The sequence below is a fragment of the Pandoraea sp. XY-2 genome, from assembly GCF_004193915.1.
Taxonomy (GTDB): Bacteria; Pseudomonadota; Gammaproteobacteria; order Burkholderiales; family Burkholderiaceae; genus Pandoraea; species Pandoraea cepalis.
Genome location: NZ_CP030849.1, coordinates 1,006,654 through 1,023,200, shown reverse-complemented (window position 1 = coordinate 1,023,200; position 16,547 = coordinate 1,006,654). Strand labels below are relative to the sequence as shown.

Genomic DNA, 16,547 nt, shown 5'->3' with positions numbered 1-16,547 from the left:
GTCAGCGCCTTGCGGGTGCGAGGATGACGCGCGAGTCGCCCGGCCGCGCGGCATGCAGCGCATCGACCGTCGCGGCGCGCTGGTCCTGCACCGCGCGCTGGTTTATCGACCCCTTGTCCGTAACCTCGCCCCGATCTAGCGAGGGCGGGGTGTCGAGCAGCATGAGACGCGCAACATACGTGGCGCTTCCCCCGGCGCTCGCATTCAGTCGTGCGAGCAGTGCCGAGAACGCTTCACGCACGGGACCGCTCGCCAGCACGTCGCTCAGCGGCGCCTGTGACGGCAAGCCGCTCAAGCGCCGGCAATCCTCGACGCGCGGGAAGACCATCAATCCGATATCGTCGCGATTGATGCCGGTGACGACCGCGTCCTGCACATAGGGGGCCCCTTCCGAAATCACGCGAGCACGCAACGGACCCACGCTCACGAATGTGCCCGAACTGAGCTTGAAATCTTCGGTGATGCGTCCGTCGAATTGCAGACCGACCTCCGGGTGCTGCGCGTCGACAAATGTGGCGGCGTCCCCTGTGCAGTAGTAGCCCTCGTCGTCGAACACCGGGTCGCCTGAAGGGTGACGCCAATAGCCGGCCATGACGTTCGGTCCGCGAAAGCGCACTTCGAGCTTGCCGCCGACCGGTGCGAGCTTCACTTCGCAGCCGGGCGCCGGCAAGCCGATATAGCCCGCACGCATGATCGGCCCGGTGGTGAACATGCAGCTCGGCGACGTCTCGGTCATCCCCAACCCCGACATGATCCGGATACGCTCGCCGCAATGCGCCTCGGTCACGCGTTCAAGCCGGTCCCAGGCCGCCTGAGACAGCCCGGCCCCGCCGAAGAAGTAGAGATTCACACGGGCGAAAAAGCGCTCGCGCAGGGCCGCGTCGTTTTCGAGTGCGATGGCGAGATCCTCCCACCCCTTCGGCACGTTGAAATACACGGTCGGCGAGATCTCGCGCAGATTGCGCAACGTTTCCTCGAACTTGCCCGCGACCGGCTTGCCGTCGTCGATGTAGAGCGTGCCGCCGTTATAGAGCGCGATGCCGACGTTGTGACTGCCGCCATACGTATGATTCCAAGGCAACCAGTCGACCAGCACGGGCGGCGCCTCGCCGAAGGTCGGGAACGTTTGCAGCAGCATCTGTTGATTGCTGCACAGCATGCGCTGGGTGGTCGGCACGGCCTTCGGCAGACGGGTTGAGCCGGATGTGAAGAGGATCTTGGCGATGGTGTCGCCGTTGACGCGCGCGTGAATGGCGTCGACATCGCGCGGCACGGTATCGCGCAGCGCATCGAAGGCCAGCGTGCCCCCGTCGCCGTGCGCGGTGACGCGGACCACATTGCCGTCAAGCACGGCGTCCATGGCGCGACCGTAGGCGCTCTCATCCGCCGCGTACACCAGCCCCGGCTGCAGCAATTCCAGCGTATGACGCAGCTTCCCGAAGTCCGTCGACACGATCGAATACGCCGGCGAGATCGGCGCAAACGGCACCCCGGCGTACATCGCGCCGAGCGCGAGTTCAAAGTGTTCCAGATCGTTGCCGGAGAGGATCGCGATGGGACGTTGCGGCGACATGCCGCGATCGCGCAATGCCTGACCGATCGCACGCGCACGCTGCAGCATCTGCGCATACGTGATGCCGATCCATTGACCGTCTGGGCCGCGACGCGCCACGAGCCACCGTTCCGGGTGCTGTGCCGCGCCGGCGATGAGCCGGTCTGTGAGACGCTCCGGAAAATCGCCGAGCGGCGCACGCGAGCGCAGATACCAGCATTCGCCATCGCGAATCACGTCGACCCCCGGGTTGCCGATGGCGACCTGGCGATAGCGATGAGCCGCCACGTCTTGCGTGGCGGCGGTGTTGTTGCGTTGATTCAAAACACTGTCTCCTGCTTCGGTCCCGCCGCGGCGCTCTCTCGGTAGCGTCCGCGCGCGGGCACAGCCTCATCCTGCGAACGATCAGATCGGGTAATGGCGCGGCGTTGTCTGCACGGTGATCCAGCGCAGTTCCGTGAATTCGCCGATCGACGCCTTGCTGCCGAATCGGCCGTAGCCGCTGGACTTCACGCCGCCGAACGGCATCTGCGCTTCGTCGTGCACGGTCGGGCCGTTGATGTGGCAGATTCCCGACTCGATGCGCTTGGCCAATTGCAGCGCACGCGATACATCCCGGCTGAAGATCGCGGCCGACAAGCCAAATTCGCTATCGTTGGCCACTCGCACCGCCTCGTCATCGCCGCTTACACGCTGGATCGTCACCACCGGACCAAACGACTCCTCGCGGTACAGTCGCATCGCCGGGCTCACGCCATCGACGATCGTCGCCTGCATGATCGCACCGTCAACCCGGCACCCCAGCGGCAGATGCGCGCCATGCGTGCGAGCGTCCTCGACCAGCGCCGCCACACGCGACGCCGCCTGCGCGCTCACCATCGCACCGAGCACACTGTCGGGCGACGTCGGCGCCCCGGCGCGCAAGGTCGCCGCCTTCGTCGTGAGCTTTTCGACGAAGGCGTCCGCGATGCGCGCGTCGACGATCACTCGCTCGGTCGACATGCAGATCTGCCCTTGATTGAAGAACGCGCCGAACGCAATGCCGTCGACGGCGGCGTCCAGATCGGCGTCGTCGAGCACGAGCACCGGGGCCTTGCCGCCCAACTCCAGCAGCGCCGGCTTGAGATGTTCCGCGGCGAGGCGCGCGATGATGCGACCCACGTGCGTCGAGCCGGTAAAGTTCACGCGCCTGACAGCCGGGTGCGCAATCAGTCGCGCCACGATCTCGCCGGCATCGTGCGGCGCGTTCGTCACGACGTTGACCACCCCGTCGCCCAGCCCCGCATCGTGCAGGCAGGCACCGATCAGCGCATGCACGCCGGGGCATTGCTCCGATGCCTTGAGCACGACCGTGTTGCCGCACGCGAGCGGCATGGCAAGCGCTCGCGTCGCCAGAATCACCGGGGCATTCCACGGCGCGATGCCGAGCACCACGCCGACCGGCGAGCGCACCGCCATCGCAAGATTGCCAGGCACATCGCTCGGGATCACGCTGCCGTCGATTTGCGTGGTCATGGCCGCCGCTTCGCGCAGCATGTTGGCCGCGAGCATGACGTTGAAGCCATACCAATTGGCCATCGCGCCGGTCTCGGCGGCCCCGATGGCGATGAACTCCGCCGCGCGGGCGTCCATGCGCTCGGCGGCCGCGAGCAAGCGTTGCCGACGCGCCGTCGGCGACAGCGCCGCCCAGGCGGGAAAGGCCGCTTGCGCCGCGTCGACGGCGGCGTCGGCATCCGCCAGTGTCGCGGCCGGTGCCCGTGTGGCAACTTCGCCCGTCACCGGATCGATGCGCTCGAACGTTGCCCCACCCTGCGCGCCGCGCCACTGGCCCCCGATCAGCATCTGCACTTCATGCATTGCGCTCTCCCTCTTTCCGGTCACCGATGAACGTTGCGCCTCAGCGCTTGTAAGCCTGCAGGCCCGGCTTGATCGCCTTGTCGTCGAGGAACTGCTTCAAGCCTTGCTCGCGGCCGTGTTCCGGGTCGCGCAGCTGGGCCTGATCGAGTTTCGCGTACAGATAATCTTCGCACTGCTCCCACGTCAACTCACGCGAACGCTTGAAACCATGCTTCGCAGCGCGCAGCACGACCGGATTCTTCTCCAGCAGCTTGGCGGCCAGAGCGAGCGTTGCGTCACGCAGTTGGTCGAGCGGCACGCTCTGGTTCACCAGCCCCATGTCCGCCGCTTCCACGCCCGTGAACGTGTCGCCGGTCATGATGTAGTGCAGCGCGCGGCGATGTCCCACCGTGTCGGCCATGGCCTTGCTCACCAGATTGCCCGGCGGAATGCCCCAGTTGATTTCCGACAGACCGAACACTGCCTCGTCGGCAGCGATCGCCAGATCGCACGCCACCAGCGGCGAGAAGCCACCGCCGAAGCACCAGCCGTTGACCATGGCGATGGTCGGTTTGGCGTACATGCGCAGGCGGCGCCATTGCCAATCCGACGCGTCGCGGCGTACGCGCTCCTGCACGACTTCCGGCCCGCCATCGATCTCACGGAAGTATTCCTTCAGATCCATGCCCGCCGTCCATGCCGCTCCCGCGCCCGTGAGCACGACAACGCGCGCATCGGCATCGAGCTCGAGCGCGTCAAGCACCTGGATCATTTCCGTGTTGAGCGTCGGGCTCATGGCATTGCGTTTTTCCGGGCGATTGAAGGTGACCCAGCCAATGCCCCCTCCACCTTCACGTCGATCGTCTTCCAGCGTCCTTCGTATGCAGTCATTTTGCGCAATTCCCAAGTGTTCCGGGCAACCTGTGCCGCGCGCCGGGAGTGGCGCGCGGTGTTGCCGACCGACACATTTAATATCAGGCAACCTTACATTGCAAGCATCACGTTTTCAGTGAAAACCCTGATCTCGAAATGTCAGAACGTGTGACGCATGCCGAGCATCACGCCAGCCTGGCCCTCACCGGCAGGCGGCGTGGTGCCGCCGCCCCGCCGCTGACCGAGTATGCTGCGCGGGCGCTATTGAAGAGATATGCCGCCTGTGCGTAGACCGCGGTGCGCACCGAGAGCGAGTAAGTGGCGCGCAGCGTGGTCATCGTGCCGCGCGTGTCGTGATCGCTGTTGACGATGCGGTAGACCTCGCCGTCCACCAGCCACGCAGGCGTAATGCTGTACGCCGCGCCGAGGTAGAAAAGGTTGGTGTGCGTATTGATGGCGGACGTCGACACGCGACGGCCCAGCCAGCCGCCACCGACCTTCAATGCGCCGTACTTGTAGTACGCACCGAGGGTCGTGCGGGTGTCCTTGTCGCCGCTGCTGGCGAACACCGAGGTGGGCTGTCCGTCGAAGAAGTTGACGGCGGCATTGGTGCCGCCACGCAGCTCTTCGTACGAGGTGGCGACGCCGAAGTTGTTCGCGTCGTACTTGAGCATCACCGACCAGTCACGGCATTGCACCGACTGCCCCGGCACCTGTCCGGCGCAAGTGCCCTGCCCCGGCGAATTGCCCGTGCCCGCCGCGTCGCGGCCGAACGAATACCCCGCACCGAAGCTCAACCCCTGCCAGCCGACCTGATAAGTGACCGAGTTGTCGGTGCGCGCATTGGGAACGTAAGCATCGAACGAGCCCATGCCGTAAATATCGGGGCCAAGGATATCGGAACCCAGCAGCGCGTGGAAAGTCATGGTGTACTGGCGGCCAAACGACAGCGTGCCATACGGGCCCTTCACGCCCACGAAGGCCTGGCGCCCGAACAGGCGACCGCCCTGGCCGAGATCGCCGCCACGCAGGTTGAAGCCGCTCTCGAGCTGGAAGATCGCCGCGAGCCCGCCGCCGAGATCTTCCGTGCCGCGTAGCCCCCAGCGCGACGGAAATTCGCCGGTCACGCCCGGCATGCGCAACACGGCACCATTCACACTGGCGTGCGAGACGTACTCGATTCCGGTGTCGACAATGCCGTACAGCGTGATATTCGATTGTGCGCTGGCGATATCGGGCGCCACCAGCGCGGCGGCCACGGCCAACGAAGCGAGCGCATGAGCGCGATGGGGAAATGCCATGTGAGTCTCCAATTATCAGTCAGCCGCGCGGGGACGACGAATGAGCATGAGGGCGGCCAGCGCGGCCACGATGGTGACGGGAATGCTCGCGCCGATCACCAGGGCGGCACTGCTGCCCACGGCAAGCAGCATGCCGGCCGCCAGTGGCCCGACCACCGAGCCGATGCGCCCGAACGCCACCGCGGCCCCCACACCCGTGCCGCGCATAGCGGTCGGGTAGTAGGCGGCGGCGAGCGCGTAGAGCACCGACTGGCCGCCGATGATGAACATGCCTGCGAAGAACGCCGCCGTCGCCAGTACACCGAAGCCCTGGGCCGCCGCGAGCCCGACAAGCGAGGCGATCATGCCCAGGTACATGCCGCCAATTACGAGCGACATGCGTGCGCGATCCATCAGGTAGCCGAGGGCGAGCACGCCGACGGCGCTCCCCACGTTGAAAAGAATCTGCACCCAACCGATATCGCCGCGCGCCAGACCGCGCGCCCCCATGAGCGACGGCAGCCAGTTGAGCAGGAAGTACAGCACGATGAGCGTGCAGAAGTAGGAGAGCCAGAGCTGGATCGTCGAGATGCCGCGCCCCTCGGAGAACAGCACCGTCATCATCGGCGCGGGCGTGGCGCGCTGGCCTTTCGAGGTCGCAGCCGCAAATGCGCGAGACTCCGGCAGGCACCAGGCGAGCAACGGCAAGAGCAACAGCGGGCCAATGCCGCCCGCGTAGAAGATATGGCGCCAGTCGGCGTCGCTCACCGCCAGCATGCCAATGGTCGCGGCAATGCCACCGCCGAGCGGAATCCCGCAATACATGATGCTCACGGCTGTGCCGCGCAGGCGTGGCGGCACGGCTTCCGACGACAAGGCAATCAGGTTCGGCATTGCACCGCCCAGGCCGATGCCCGTGAGCACGCGCACGATCACCAGCATCCCAAAGTCCGACACGAACGCCGTGGCAATCGACAACACGCCGAAGACCGCGGCCGAGAGTATCAGCACTCGCTTGCGGCCGATGCTGTCGGCCAAACGCCCGCCCACCATCGCCCCGGGCAGCAGGCCAAAAGTGCCCGCCGAAAAGGCGAGCCCCATCTGCGCGACGCTGAGCCCGAACTCCTTGGCCATGCCGCGTGCCGCCACCCCGACCGATTGCAGGTCGAGACCTTCGAGCAACGCCACGGCAAAGCACAGCGCCAACGTGAGCGCCATCGGACTGGCGAGACTCGCGTGCCCGTCCGGCGCCAACGGCAACGCCTGCGCGTTGCCCTCCTGATTCGATTTCATGGTGTCTCCTGTCATCTTCGTCATGGACTTCGGTCGCCGCCCTGCGAGAGCGGCACCTGATGCGCAGTCAGCCGACGCCGGCGGCGAAGCCCATTTAATCAGGTAACCTGATATATAGGGCGGACGTACGGCGGGCGCGACAATGCCGCGCGAGCCGCATATTGCGTTCGCCTTACCGTGCCACTGGAATGCTGTCGCCCGCTTCTCTGCGGCGACGGTCTCCATTTAATATCAAGCTACCTGACAATACAAGCCATCGGCAGGTCGGGACAAACCCGGGGTCAGTCGCGCAGATTGCGCACGAACATTTCGAGATGGCGTTGCACGGCGGCGGCGTCTTCGCGGCTCACATCGGCGCGCATGCGCGTGTCGATCTCCTTGGCGACGGCCTCGCATTGCGCGAGCACCCGGCGCCCTTCGTCGGTGAGCTGCAGCAGCACGATGCGGCCATGATTGGGGTCGGGCTCACGGGTGATCCACTGGCGCCCAGCCATGAGGCTCACGACCTCATTGGCCGATTGCGGCGTGATGAACGAGCGCTGGGCGAGTTGCGCATTGGAGAGCTTGCCGCGGGCGTCGAGCACCGATAGCGCAGTGAACTGGGCGAGCGTGAGGCCGAGCGGTGCCAGCGCTTCGGACATGTGGCGACGTAGCAGACGGTCTAGGCTGGCGATGACGTAGGTCAGACGCAACTTGGCCCGACGCGGCCGTGCCTCGGCCGAGCCTGCGCCCCCTTCGGACACTTCGGTGTCCGGTGCCCGCACGACAGTGTCGTCGGCGCCTGTGGCTGCGGTCAGCTTCTTTTTCTCGGGTACAACGCTCATGATGAGGAAGCGAGGATGCGCAAACAGCCTGCGCCAGTGCTCGCGGAGTGCGGGAAAGTCAGCAGTGTAACGCCGCCGTCGCGCAGTGGCGACGGTCCGGCGGCGAGGCGTCGCGGACCGGCCCCGCGGCACCGGTTCGCCTGCGATGTCAGCCGGCGAGCCGGCGGAACGTCTCGAGCACGGCGTCGCCCTTGAACGGCTTGACGATCCAGCCCTTCACGCCGGCCGCCTTGCCACGCTCCTTCATGGCCGGGCTGCTCTCTGTGGTCAGCATCACGACGTTGACGCTCTGGTTCGCGAGTTCGCCGCGAATCTTCTCGACCATCGTCAGGCCGTCCATATTCGGCATGTTCACGTCGCTGATGACGAGCTTCACGCCCGGGCTGGCCTTGATCTTGGCGAGACCGTCCTTACCGTCAACGGCGGTGTCCACGTCCAGGCCGTTCTTGCGCAGAAAGCCGGCGACTTCGTCGCGCACAGTGCTCGAATCATCGACCACGAGAATCTTCGACATGGTGTTGTCCTTGTGTGTAAGAGGGAGTAGAGGTTCGCGCCGGGATCTCAGAACAGCTCCAGCGCCCCGGTTTCGACGGGCTCGGCGCTTGCCTGCGGGGCGTCGCGAAACGCCTCCGGCGACCAGTTGAGGCTAAAGACGAAATGCTGATGCAAGGTCACAATCTGGCCGCTGACCGGATCGGTGAGGCGATAGACGAAGCACAACTGCGGGTTGTCGGTGCCGAACGAAATGTACTTCTGCTTGTGATTGATGAGCAGCGGCACCTGCACCTGAGTGCGGCCCACTGCCGAGGGGTCCCCCATGTAGCGGTTCTTGAACGCGCCCCAGATCAGGTTCGTCAGCTCGCCCAGCATGCCGTTGAGTTCGCGAAAGCCCGCCGGCCCCTCGCAGCGGCCGGCATGTTCGAGCAGTTGCATGAACGGAACCTGCTCGGCCTGCATCATCATGTAGCCGCGGCACCAGGCGCTCTCGAGCGGGATCAGGCTGAAGACCTCACCGAAAATGATGCGATCGCGCACCACGCCAGGCGGCTCGCAGTGCACGGCGATGTCGCCGAACAAGCCGCGAAATACGCCATCGGTGATATCGACCATGCCGCGCACGAGCGCTTCGGGGTATTCATGCTCGACGCTGTCGTCGAGGATCAGAAACTGGCTGACCGACTCGCGGGGGTGCTTCGGTTCATTATCGTAATTTCCTAGGGCCTGACAAAACCATTGCCAATTCAAAACAATTCCAGTTCACCGCTGCTGTCTTCCGATTCGCTGACGTCGGCATTGAAGTCGAGCGGGGCGTGCGCGCAGACGCACAGCGTGGCCGCCAGACGCACCGAACCATCAAGCGTGATGTCCCACGAGGACAGCAGATTCGGCTTGAGTTGCGTGAGGTGCGGCACGCAGTGCGCACTCAGCACGTACGGCGTCGACATGCCCAGATCGGGGAAGTAGTTGAGCAACTCTTGATTGATCGCCCCGCAGCACAGATTGCCAAGTTCGAGGAACACCTCGCGGAACGGCTTGTCGCGATCGTCGCCCGCGAAGTACGCGGCGGTCGCATCGTCCTCGTCGAAGTGCAGCACCAGCAGCATGCGAAAGCCGATGGACGAGATGGTGAACACCACCACGTTGGCATGCCGGGCGGCCAGATCGACCCCGACGTCCAGCGGCGGCGCGTCGTACTGGCGCACTGAGAGCGGCACAATCTCGCACGCGCCGTTCACCGAGCGTGCGAGCCGGGTGCGTGCGGCTTTATGGAGAATGCGTTCGAAACTGTCGCGGGCGTGAGCGCTGATCACAACGAAACCTGCTGGCTTAGTGAAGACGGGAATGCAACTGCTGCGCGAGGGCTTCAACGCTCGAGAGTGATGCCGCGATCATCTTGCCGCCCGCCTGAATGTCCTGGAACGTTGCCGTCGTCGTCACGTCATTGCGATGCAGGCTGTCGCGATAGCTCTTCGAGAGTTCTTCGGAGCGTGTGGCGAGCGAACGCACTTCGCTCGCGACGATGCCGAAGCCGCGCCCGGCCGGACCCGCGCGGGCCGCTTCGATGGACGCATTGAGCGACACGATCAGAACGTGCCGAACAATCGACGCCAGTTCGTGGTTCTTCGCGTGCATGTCCTGGTTCTGCGTCATCAGGGAGATCATCTGCTCGTGCCAGCGCTCGAAGGTCGCCGCCAGTCCGCGCAGACGCCCCGCCTCACCCGCAATGCGCTCGGCCTCGGCTTGCCAGTGACCTTTTGCTTCCAGCACGGCGGCCTCGGACTTGCGCGCCACTTGCAAATCGACTTCGGCCTGCGTCAAACGAGCCTGTTGCGCGGTGAGCGCCTCATCGTGCGCTCGTCCCTGTTCGTCGAGGCTGACAACCGCCAGGCGCTCGCGTTCGAGCGCCTGTGCCAGCGCCTCGTCATGCGCCTGGGTCAGCGCTCGCCAGTGTGCCGTGACCTGCGCCATGCGCCACCGGTGCACAACGAACGCCACAACGCCTGCGCTGATCACGCCCGCCATTCCACCTGCCAGTAACCATTGCACCGAGTTCATGCTCGAATCGTCTCCGAGCGCGGCACGTCGACATCCAGCGCCGGTCTGTCGACGGCATCGGCCGCCACGCTGTTCAGGTCGAAACCGTCGACCACGAGGTTGTCCGGCAGACACACCACTGTCTGGAACTGGCGGAACTCGGCCCCCTTGTGCTCGTCGGTGAAGCGCAGCTCGATGCGGCCATGCTCGCGCCGCACGAAGTCCTGCACCGCATCCATGCCCACACCGCGCCCGGACACCTCGGTGACCTGCGCCGCCGTCGAGAAGCCCGGGCGGAAGATGAACTGGGCGATCTGCTCGTCCGTCACGTAGGTCTCGGCTGTAATCCAGCCTCGTTGCACGGCGATGTTGCGAATGCGGTGCAGCGCCAGGCCGCGTCCGTCATCGCAGAGCGTGACTTGCAGCATGTTGTGATCAAGGCCGACTTCGATGTCGATGGTGCCTGCCTCCGGCTTGCCCTTTGCACGACGCTCGTCCGCGCTCTCCAGCCCGTGATCCATGGAGTTGCGCAGCAGGTGCATGAACACATCGCGCAGAATTCGCACGGCGGGCGAACGCAGGCGATAGCCGTTGTCGTCGACGCGCACCGCCGGCGCCGGCTTGCCGAGTTCGCTCGCCAGCGACGGCAGCGAATCGAGCACCCCGCCCAACGCTTCGCCCACGCCCTCGGTGCCCAGCAGGCGCAGGGTCTGATGCACGGCGTCGCGCATCGCGACGAGTTGATGCGGATCGTTCGGATCGGCCGCTTCGAGCATGCGCAGGCTCGCGCGGATGTGGGCACGGTCCACCACCATCGATTGCTCGTCGGCCGTCCTGCCCGGGCCTTTTCGACCGAGGCTCATCTCATTGATATGCGCATAGGTATCGACGGCATCGCGCACGCGCTCCAGTTCGCGCATCAGGCCATCCTGATCCCAGAGACGCGCAACGTCGGGCTGGCGCAGCTCGTGATAACGCTGCTCGGTTTCGTGCACGACGTTCGTCAGATACTGCAGGTTGTAGGTGCGCGCATTGCCCTTGATGGTGTGCATGTTGCGGAAAAGCTCGGCGATGGCCGCGCTGTCGGCCTGCGAGTGCTTGCGAATGATGCGCTCGTTCTCGCGAATGAAGCCGGTCGAACTTTCGATGAAATGATGAAACTTCTCCTGGCTGACCGACAGAATTTCGCCAATCATCTCTAGCCGCTGCTTCTGCTCGCTGGCCTCGGCCGCAAGTTGACGCAGTTCCGTCACATCGCGCACACACAGCATCAACCGCAGAATCGTGTCGTTCTCGTCGCTGATCGCCGACCAGGACAGATCGAGCTGCTTGATGCGCCCGTCCGTCATGCGCTTGCCGATCTCACCGACCAGCAGGTGTTCGTTGAAGACGAAATTGATGGCATCTTGCCCAATGCAGGCATCGACGGCGGCTTCGACCTGCGAGAGCGCATCCGCGCCCAGGTCGCTCTCGCCGAATACCAGCTCCATGACAGAACGCCCCGCGATATCCTGCGTCTCGAAGATCGCTTCGAGATAGGCCGAGTACTCTGCGTGCACTCGCGCGCCGTCGACGACCGTCAGAATGCCCTGCTGCATGTTCTGCAGCATCGCCTGAATGTCAGCCGTCTTTTGCTTGAGTTGCGCCGAGCGTTCCTGAATCTTCTCGATCATGCCGTTGAATGCCACAATCGAATGCCCGATTTCATCCATCCGACCGACCGGCACACGACGGGTGAAGTCCTGGCTTTTGGCGATCTCGCTCATCATCGCTTGCATGCGCGAGAGCGGACGCGTGATCTGGCGGTATAGCAACGCGCCGATGGCCGTGAGCAGCATGATCGCGAGTCCGGTCACGATGCCGATGGCCGTCGTGGTGGTCGAGAGCGTGTCGTTGAGCGTGGCAATCGCCGAGTCCTGCTGGCGCGTCTTCTCGACGCGCAGCGTGTTGACCACCCCTTCGAGTTCATCGCGATACTGCGCGACCATCGCGAAGAGGAACGCCTGCGCCATGTCCGTCTTGCCCGCCTGCTTGAGCTTGGCGGTGTCGTTGATGGCATTGAAGTAGTTCTCGACGCTCTCGCGGGCCTGGGTCACCAATCCCTTCTGCGCATCGCTCGCCGCGCCTTCGGCCTGACGGGTCAGCGACCGGTCAATGTCGCCGCGCAGCTTCTTGAGGGTGTTGAGGGCCTGTTCGACGACAGTGTCGTCCTGCGCGTAGACCAGCGTCATCGTGGCGATCTGCACCGCCTTGACTTGCGAGACGAGATCGGCGGAAGCGAGTGCGCTCGGCACCACGCCTTCCGTAACCTGCCGAACCTTGTGAGCGCTGGCGCGGGTCTGGTAGACCGCGTAGCCACCGATGATCGAGAGCGCGATAAACGTCAGGATCACCAATAGCGTAATTCGATGACGGATCGTCATGGCGTCGTTTCCCCGGGTCGCACCGGCCCCCGGTGCCACGCGCGATTCGACGCAGTAGATCGGTTGCCGAATTAGTTGGTATAGGCTTCGTGCGACGTGATTATTGCCGGGGAACTGTGACGATTCGATGAATCAACAGAATCTTAATGTGTTCTGTACGCCGTAACGCCGTGTAGGAATCCGAGATGAGTGAGCGCACGCCAACATCGCCTCTGGACACGACTTGGCATGCGCAGCGCCGCCCCATAAGAAAGCAGCGCCGGTGGCGCGGTGCGATGCACACCGCGCCACCGGCGCTGCGGGCACAATCGCTGGCTCAGTAACCGGCGGCGAGACCGTCGCGACGACTGTCGCTCGCGGCGACGTAGCCTCGATCCGGATCGTTGCGATCCAGGCGCCAAATGTACTGGCCCGAGCCGAAGTCCATGTACGGGTCGTCGATGGACTTCAGGGAGTGCCCCATCGCCACCAGTCCGGCCACTGTCTCGCGGTCAAGCGTCGATTCGATATCGACGGTAAAGTCGCGATTGACCTTCCAGCGCGGTGCGTCGCATGCCGCCTGGGGTTGCTGGCCGTAGTCGATCATCCGCACGATCGACTGCAGATGGCCCTGCGGTTGCATGTCACCGCCCATCACACCGAAGCTCATCACGGCCTCGTGCTTGCCGTCGACCTTTTGCGTGAGGAACGCCGGAATGATGGTGTGGAACGGTCGTTTACCGCCTTCGACCACGTTGGCCGACTTCGGATCCATGGAGAACCCGCAGCCTCGGTTTTGCAGCGCGATGCCCAGATCGGGCACCACCACGCCGGAACCGAAGCCCATGTAGTTCGACTGGATGAAGCTCACCATCATGCCCTGCTCGTCGGCGGCCGACAGATAGATGGTGCCGCCGGCCTTCGGCATGCCGAAGTCGAAATGCGACGCACGCTCGGGGTCGATCAGCTTCGCACGCGCGGTGAGATAGGCGTCGTCGAGCATCTGCTCAGGCGTCACCTCCATCGAGCGGGGATCGGCAACGTATCGGTAGAGATCGGCAAAGGCGAGCTTCATCGCCTCGATCTGCAAGTGTTGCGAATGCACGCGATCGACCGCCAGACGCGACACATCGAACTTCTCCAGAATGCCCAACGCCATGAGCGCGGCAATGCCCTGCCCGTTCGGCGGAATCTCGTGCACCGTATAACCGCGATAATCCTTCTCGATCGGCTTGACCCAATCGGCGCGGTAATTGCGCAGATCATCGGTCGTCATCGCCCGCCATGCTCTGCCGACCAGGCGGCGATGCGCTGTGCAATCTCGCCTTCGTAGTACGCGCGCGGCCCCTCCTTCGCGAGCAGGCGCAGCGTGCGCGCATGGCCGGGCATGCGGATCATTTCGCCGGTCGTCGGCGCACGGCCATGCGGCATGAACGTCTGCGCGTAACCGGGAAGGTCCTTCAGCTCAGGCACCGCCGCCGCCCATTTGCGTGCGACGATATGCGCCACGGCATGTCCGCGCTCGGCGATCTCGATCGCCGGCGCCATCAGATCCGCGAACGGCAGCTTGCCGAACTTCGCATGCAACGCCTCCCAGCCCGCGATCACCCCGGGCACGGTCACGGTGTCGAGACCCCGCGTCGGCTGCTTGGCGATACCATGCTGCTCACCATACTTCTTGCGGAAGTAATCGATGTTCCACGCGGCCGGCGCCACACCCGAGGCGTTCAGGCCGTGGAGTTCCTTACCGTCCCAGATCAGCGCGAAGCAATCGCCGCCCAGGCCGTTGGAGACCGGTTCGACGATTGTCATGCACGCGGCTGCGGCAATCGCGGCGTCGACGGCATTGCCGCCCTGCCACAGCATGCGCAGCCCGGCCTGGGCGGCCAGCGGATGCGACGTCGACACAATGTTGCGGGCGAACACCGGCAGGCGCGGCGTCGGGTACGGATTCTGCCAATTGAAGTGCGTCATATGACTGGCTGATGATCTCTGTAACGAATGAAATAGGCCTGTGGGGCAGCGGGGCTAACGAGGCTCGTCTCTCGCGCCGCGTTATTGCTCGCGGGGATCGAGCGCGTCGCGCAAACCGTCGCCCAGCAGGTTGAAACCGAGTACCGTCAGAAAAATGGCGATACCGGGGAAGATGGACATCCAGGGCGCCTGTTCGACGAAGTCCTTGGCCGTGTTGAGCATCGAGCCCCACGACGGCGAGGGCGGCAACTGTCCAAGCCCCAGAAACGACAGACTTGCTTCGGCGATGATCGCGGTCGCCACGGTCAGGCTCGCCTGCACAATGATCGGCGGCAGCACGTTGGGCAGGATATAGCGCACGATGATGCGCGCATCCGTCAGGCCGATGGCGCGCGCGCCTTCCACGTACTCCTCCGCCTTGACGGTCAACGCCTGCGCGCGGGCAAGCCGGACGAAACGCGGCATGGCCGACACGCCGATGGCAATCATCGCGTTCGTGAGGCTCGCGCCGAGGAACGCGGCCATCGCAATCGCGAGAATCAGGAACGGGATCGAGAGCAGCGCATCGGCCAGACGCGAGACAATCGCGTCGACCCACCGGCCGAAGTACCCTGCGAGCAAACCAAGCGGCACGCCAACGATCACCGCGATGCCCACGGACACCACGCCCGCCGCGAGCGAGGCGCGCGCACCGAAGATCATGCGGGCGAGCACGTCGCGGCCCAGTTCGTCCGTGCCGAACCAGTGCAGCGCGCTCGGCGCCTGCCGCACCGCCATGAAGCTTGTGGCGATCGGATCGTACGGCGACAACCACGGGGCGAACAGCGCGACGATCACGGCAAACGCCACGATGATGGCCCCGACGACCGCCGCCCGGTTACGTGCGAACTTGCGCAGTCCGCGATGACGACGGCGCGGCAACCGTTCGGGGCTGGCAACGGCCGCGGCAGGACGGCCCCCTTCGGAGCTCTGCGATGCGGTGGAAGTCGTAGGCAATGCGGCCATGTTCGAAGGGGTCTCAGGCGCGACGCAGGCGCGGGTTGAGCAAGACGTAGAGCACGTCGGCCAGGAGGTTGAGTGCAATGAAGCTTACGGCAGTCACCAGGACCACGCCCTGTACCACGGCATAGTCACGATTGAACACCGCATCGACGACCAGCTTGCCGAAGCCCGGGATCGTGAAGACCTGTTCCGTGAGAACCGCGCCCGCGAGCAGTTCGCCAAAGAGCAGCGCGAGCACCGTCACGATAGGTATCAGCGCATTGCGCAGCGCATGCTTGAGCACCACGGTGCCACGCAACAGCCCCTTGGCGCGCGCCGTGCGAATGTAGTCGGTGCGCAGCACGCCAAGCATGGCGCTGCGCGTGTGGCGCATCAACTGTGCCCCGAGCGCCGCCCCGAGCACGAACGCCGGCATGACCATCGTCTTGAAGCTCATCCAAAGGTCTTCGGTGGGCGACACGTAACCCGACGACGGCAGCAGGTGCCAACGCACCGAGACCAGGAAGATCAGCAGAATACCGAGCCAGAAGTTGGGGATCGACATGCCGGACAAGGCCAACACGTTCGCGCCGTAATCGATGGCCTTGCCGCGATTGGCCGCCGACAGGATGCCCAGTGGAATGCCGATGCCGATGGCAATCAGCAACCCGAACATCGCCAGTTGCAGCGTGACGGGCAACTTCTGCGCGATCAGTGTCGTGACCGGCTCCCCCGTGCGTAGCGAGTTGCCCAGGTCGCCGCGCAGCACGTCGCCGATCCAGAGCGCGTACTGCGCGGGCAGCGGCTTGTCGAGGTGATACTTCTCGCGAAGCGCGGCGATGACCTGCGGGTTCTGATCCTCGCCGGCCATCGCGAGCACGGGATCGCCGGGCAACATCTTCTGCAGCCCGAAGATCATCATCGACACGATGATGAGCGTGGGTATCGCGACCAGCGCACGATGGAGGACGAGGCGAAGCATGACGGCTCCTGTTTC

The 16,547-nt window shown here is 64.7% G+C and carries 11 protein-coding genes and 3 pseudogenes; all 14 read right to left on the bottom strand.

Features of this window, described 5'->3' with window-relative positions; all coding sequences use genetic code 11:
• Position 1: 1 nt before the first annotated feature.
• Positions 2 to 1,876 carry a feruloyl-CoA synthase gene (locus tag DRB87_RS04715; RefSeq protein WP_130025051.1) on the bottom strand — a complete coding sequence of 625 codons (1,875 nt, stop codon included), beginning with the start codon at positions 1,874 to 1,876 and terminating at the stop codon, positions 2 to 4.
• An 81-nt stretch (positions 1,877 to 1,957) separates the two neighbouring features.
• A complete protein-coding gene (locus DRB87_RS04710; protein ID WP_130025050.1) occupies positions 1,958 to 3,409 on the bottom strand; it encodes an aldehyde dehydrogenase in 1,452 nt (483 codons plus the stop codon).
• Between the two features lie 40 nt (positions 3,410 to 3,449).
• Positions 3,450 to 4,279, bottom strand: a pseudogene (locus DRB87_RS04705) (p-hydroxycinnamoyl CoA hydratase/lyase).
• Between the two features lie 141 nt (positions 4,280 to 4,420).
• Positions 4,421 to 5,562, bottom strand: a pseudogene (locus DRB87_RS04700) (porin).
• A 15-nt stretch (positions 5,563 to 5,577) separates the two neighbouring features.
• Positions 5,578 to 6,759, bottom strand: coding sequence for a 3-(3-hydroxy-phenyl)propionate transporter MhpT (gene mhpT, locus DRB87_RS04695; protein WP_130027724.1), 1,182 nt, complete (start codon positions 6,757 to 6,759; stop codon positions 5,578 to 5,580).
• 356 nt (positions 6,760 to 7,115) lie between these two features.
• Positions 7,116 to 7,658, bottom strand: coding sequence for a MarR family winged helix-turn-helix transcriptional regulator (locus tag DRB87_RS04690; protein ID WP_130025049.1), 543 nt, complete (start codon positions 7,656 to 7,658; stop codon positions 7,116 to 7,118).
• A gap of 148 nt (positions 7,659 to 7,806) precedes the next feature.
• Positions 7,807 to 8,172 carry a response regulator gene (locus DRB87_RS04685; RefSeq protein ID WP_017233217.1) on the bottom strand — a complete coding sequence of 122 codons (366 nt, stop codon included), beginning with the start codon at positions 8,170 to 8,172 and terminating at the stop codon, positions 7,807 to 7,809.
• Positions 8,173 to 8,219: 47 nt separating this feature from the next.
• Positions 8,220 to 8,903 (bottom strand): chemotaxis protein CheX, encoded by a 684-nt coding sequence (locus tag DRB87_RS04680; RefSeq protein WP_240756180.1) that lies wholly within the window; start codon positions 8,901 to 8,903, stop codon positions 8,220 to 8,222.
• Entirely contained in the window at positions 8,900 to 9,469 is a 570-nt protein-coding gene (locus DRB87_RS04675; RefSeq protein WP_130025048.1) for a hypothetical protein, read from the bottom strand. The genes DRB87_RS04680 and DRB87_RS04675 overlap by 4 nt, the downstream gene beginning before the upstream one ends.
• A 16-nt stretch (positions 9,470 to 9,485) precedes the next feature.
• A complete protein-coding gene (locus tag DRB87_RS04670; RefSeq protein WP_130025047.1) occupies positions 9,486 to 10,214 on the bottom strand; it encodes a methyl-accepting chemotaxis protein in 729 nt (242 codons plus the stop codon).
• The gene (locus tag DRB87_RS04665; protein ID WP_130025046.1) at positions 10,211 to 12,616 is read right to left on the bottom strand and encodes an MCP four helix bundle domain-containing protein; all 2,406 of its coding nucleotides are present in this window, start codon (positions 12,614 to 12,616) and stop codon (positions 10,211 to 10,213) included. Before DRB87_RS04665 ends, DRB87_RS04670 begins: the two co-directional genes overlap by 4 nt.
• Positions 12,617 to 12,932: 316 nt before the next feature.
• Positions 12,933 to 14,569: pseudogene (locus DRB87_RS04660) on the bottom strand (gamma-glutamyltransferase family protein).
• Between the two features lie 81 nt (positions 14,570 to 14,650).
• Positions 14,651 to 15,574, bottom strand: a complete 924-nt coding sequence (locus DRB87_RS04655; RefSeq protein WP_240756179.1) for an ABC transporter permease — start codon at positions 15,572 to 15,574, stop codon at positions 14,651 to 14,653.
• Positions 15,575 to 15,587: 13 nt separating this feature from the next.
• The gene (locus DRB87_RS04650; RefSeq protein ID WP_130025045.1) at positions 15,588 to 16,532 is read right to left on the bottom strand and encodes an ABC transporter permease; all 945 of its coding nucleotides are present in this window, start codon (positions 16,530 to 16,532) and stop codon (positions 15,588 to 15,590) included.
• Positions 16,533 to 16,547: the final 15 nt, after the last annotated feature.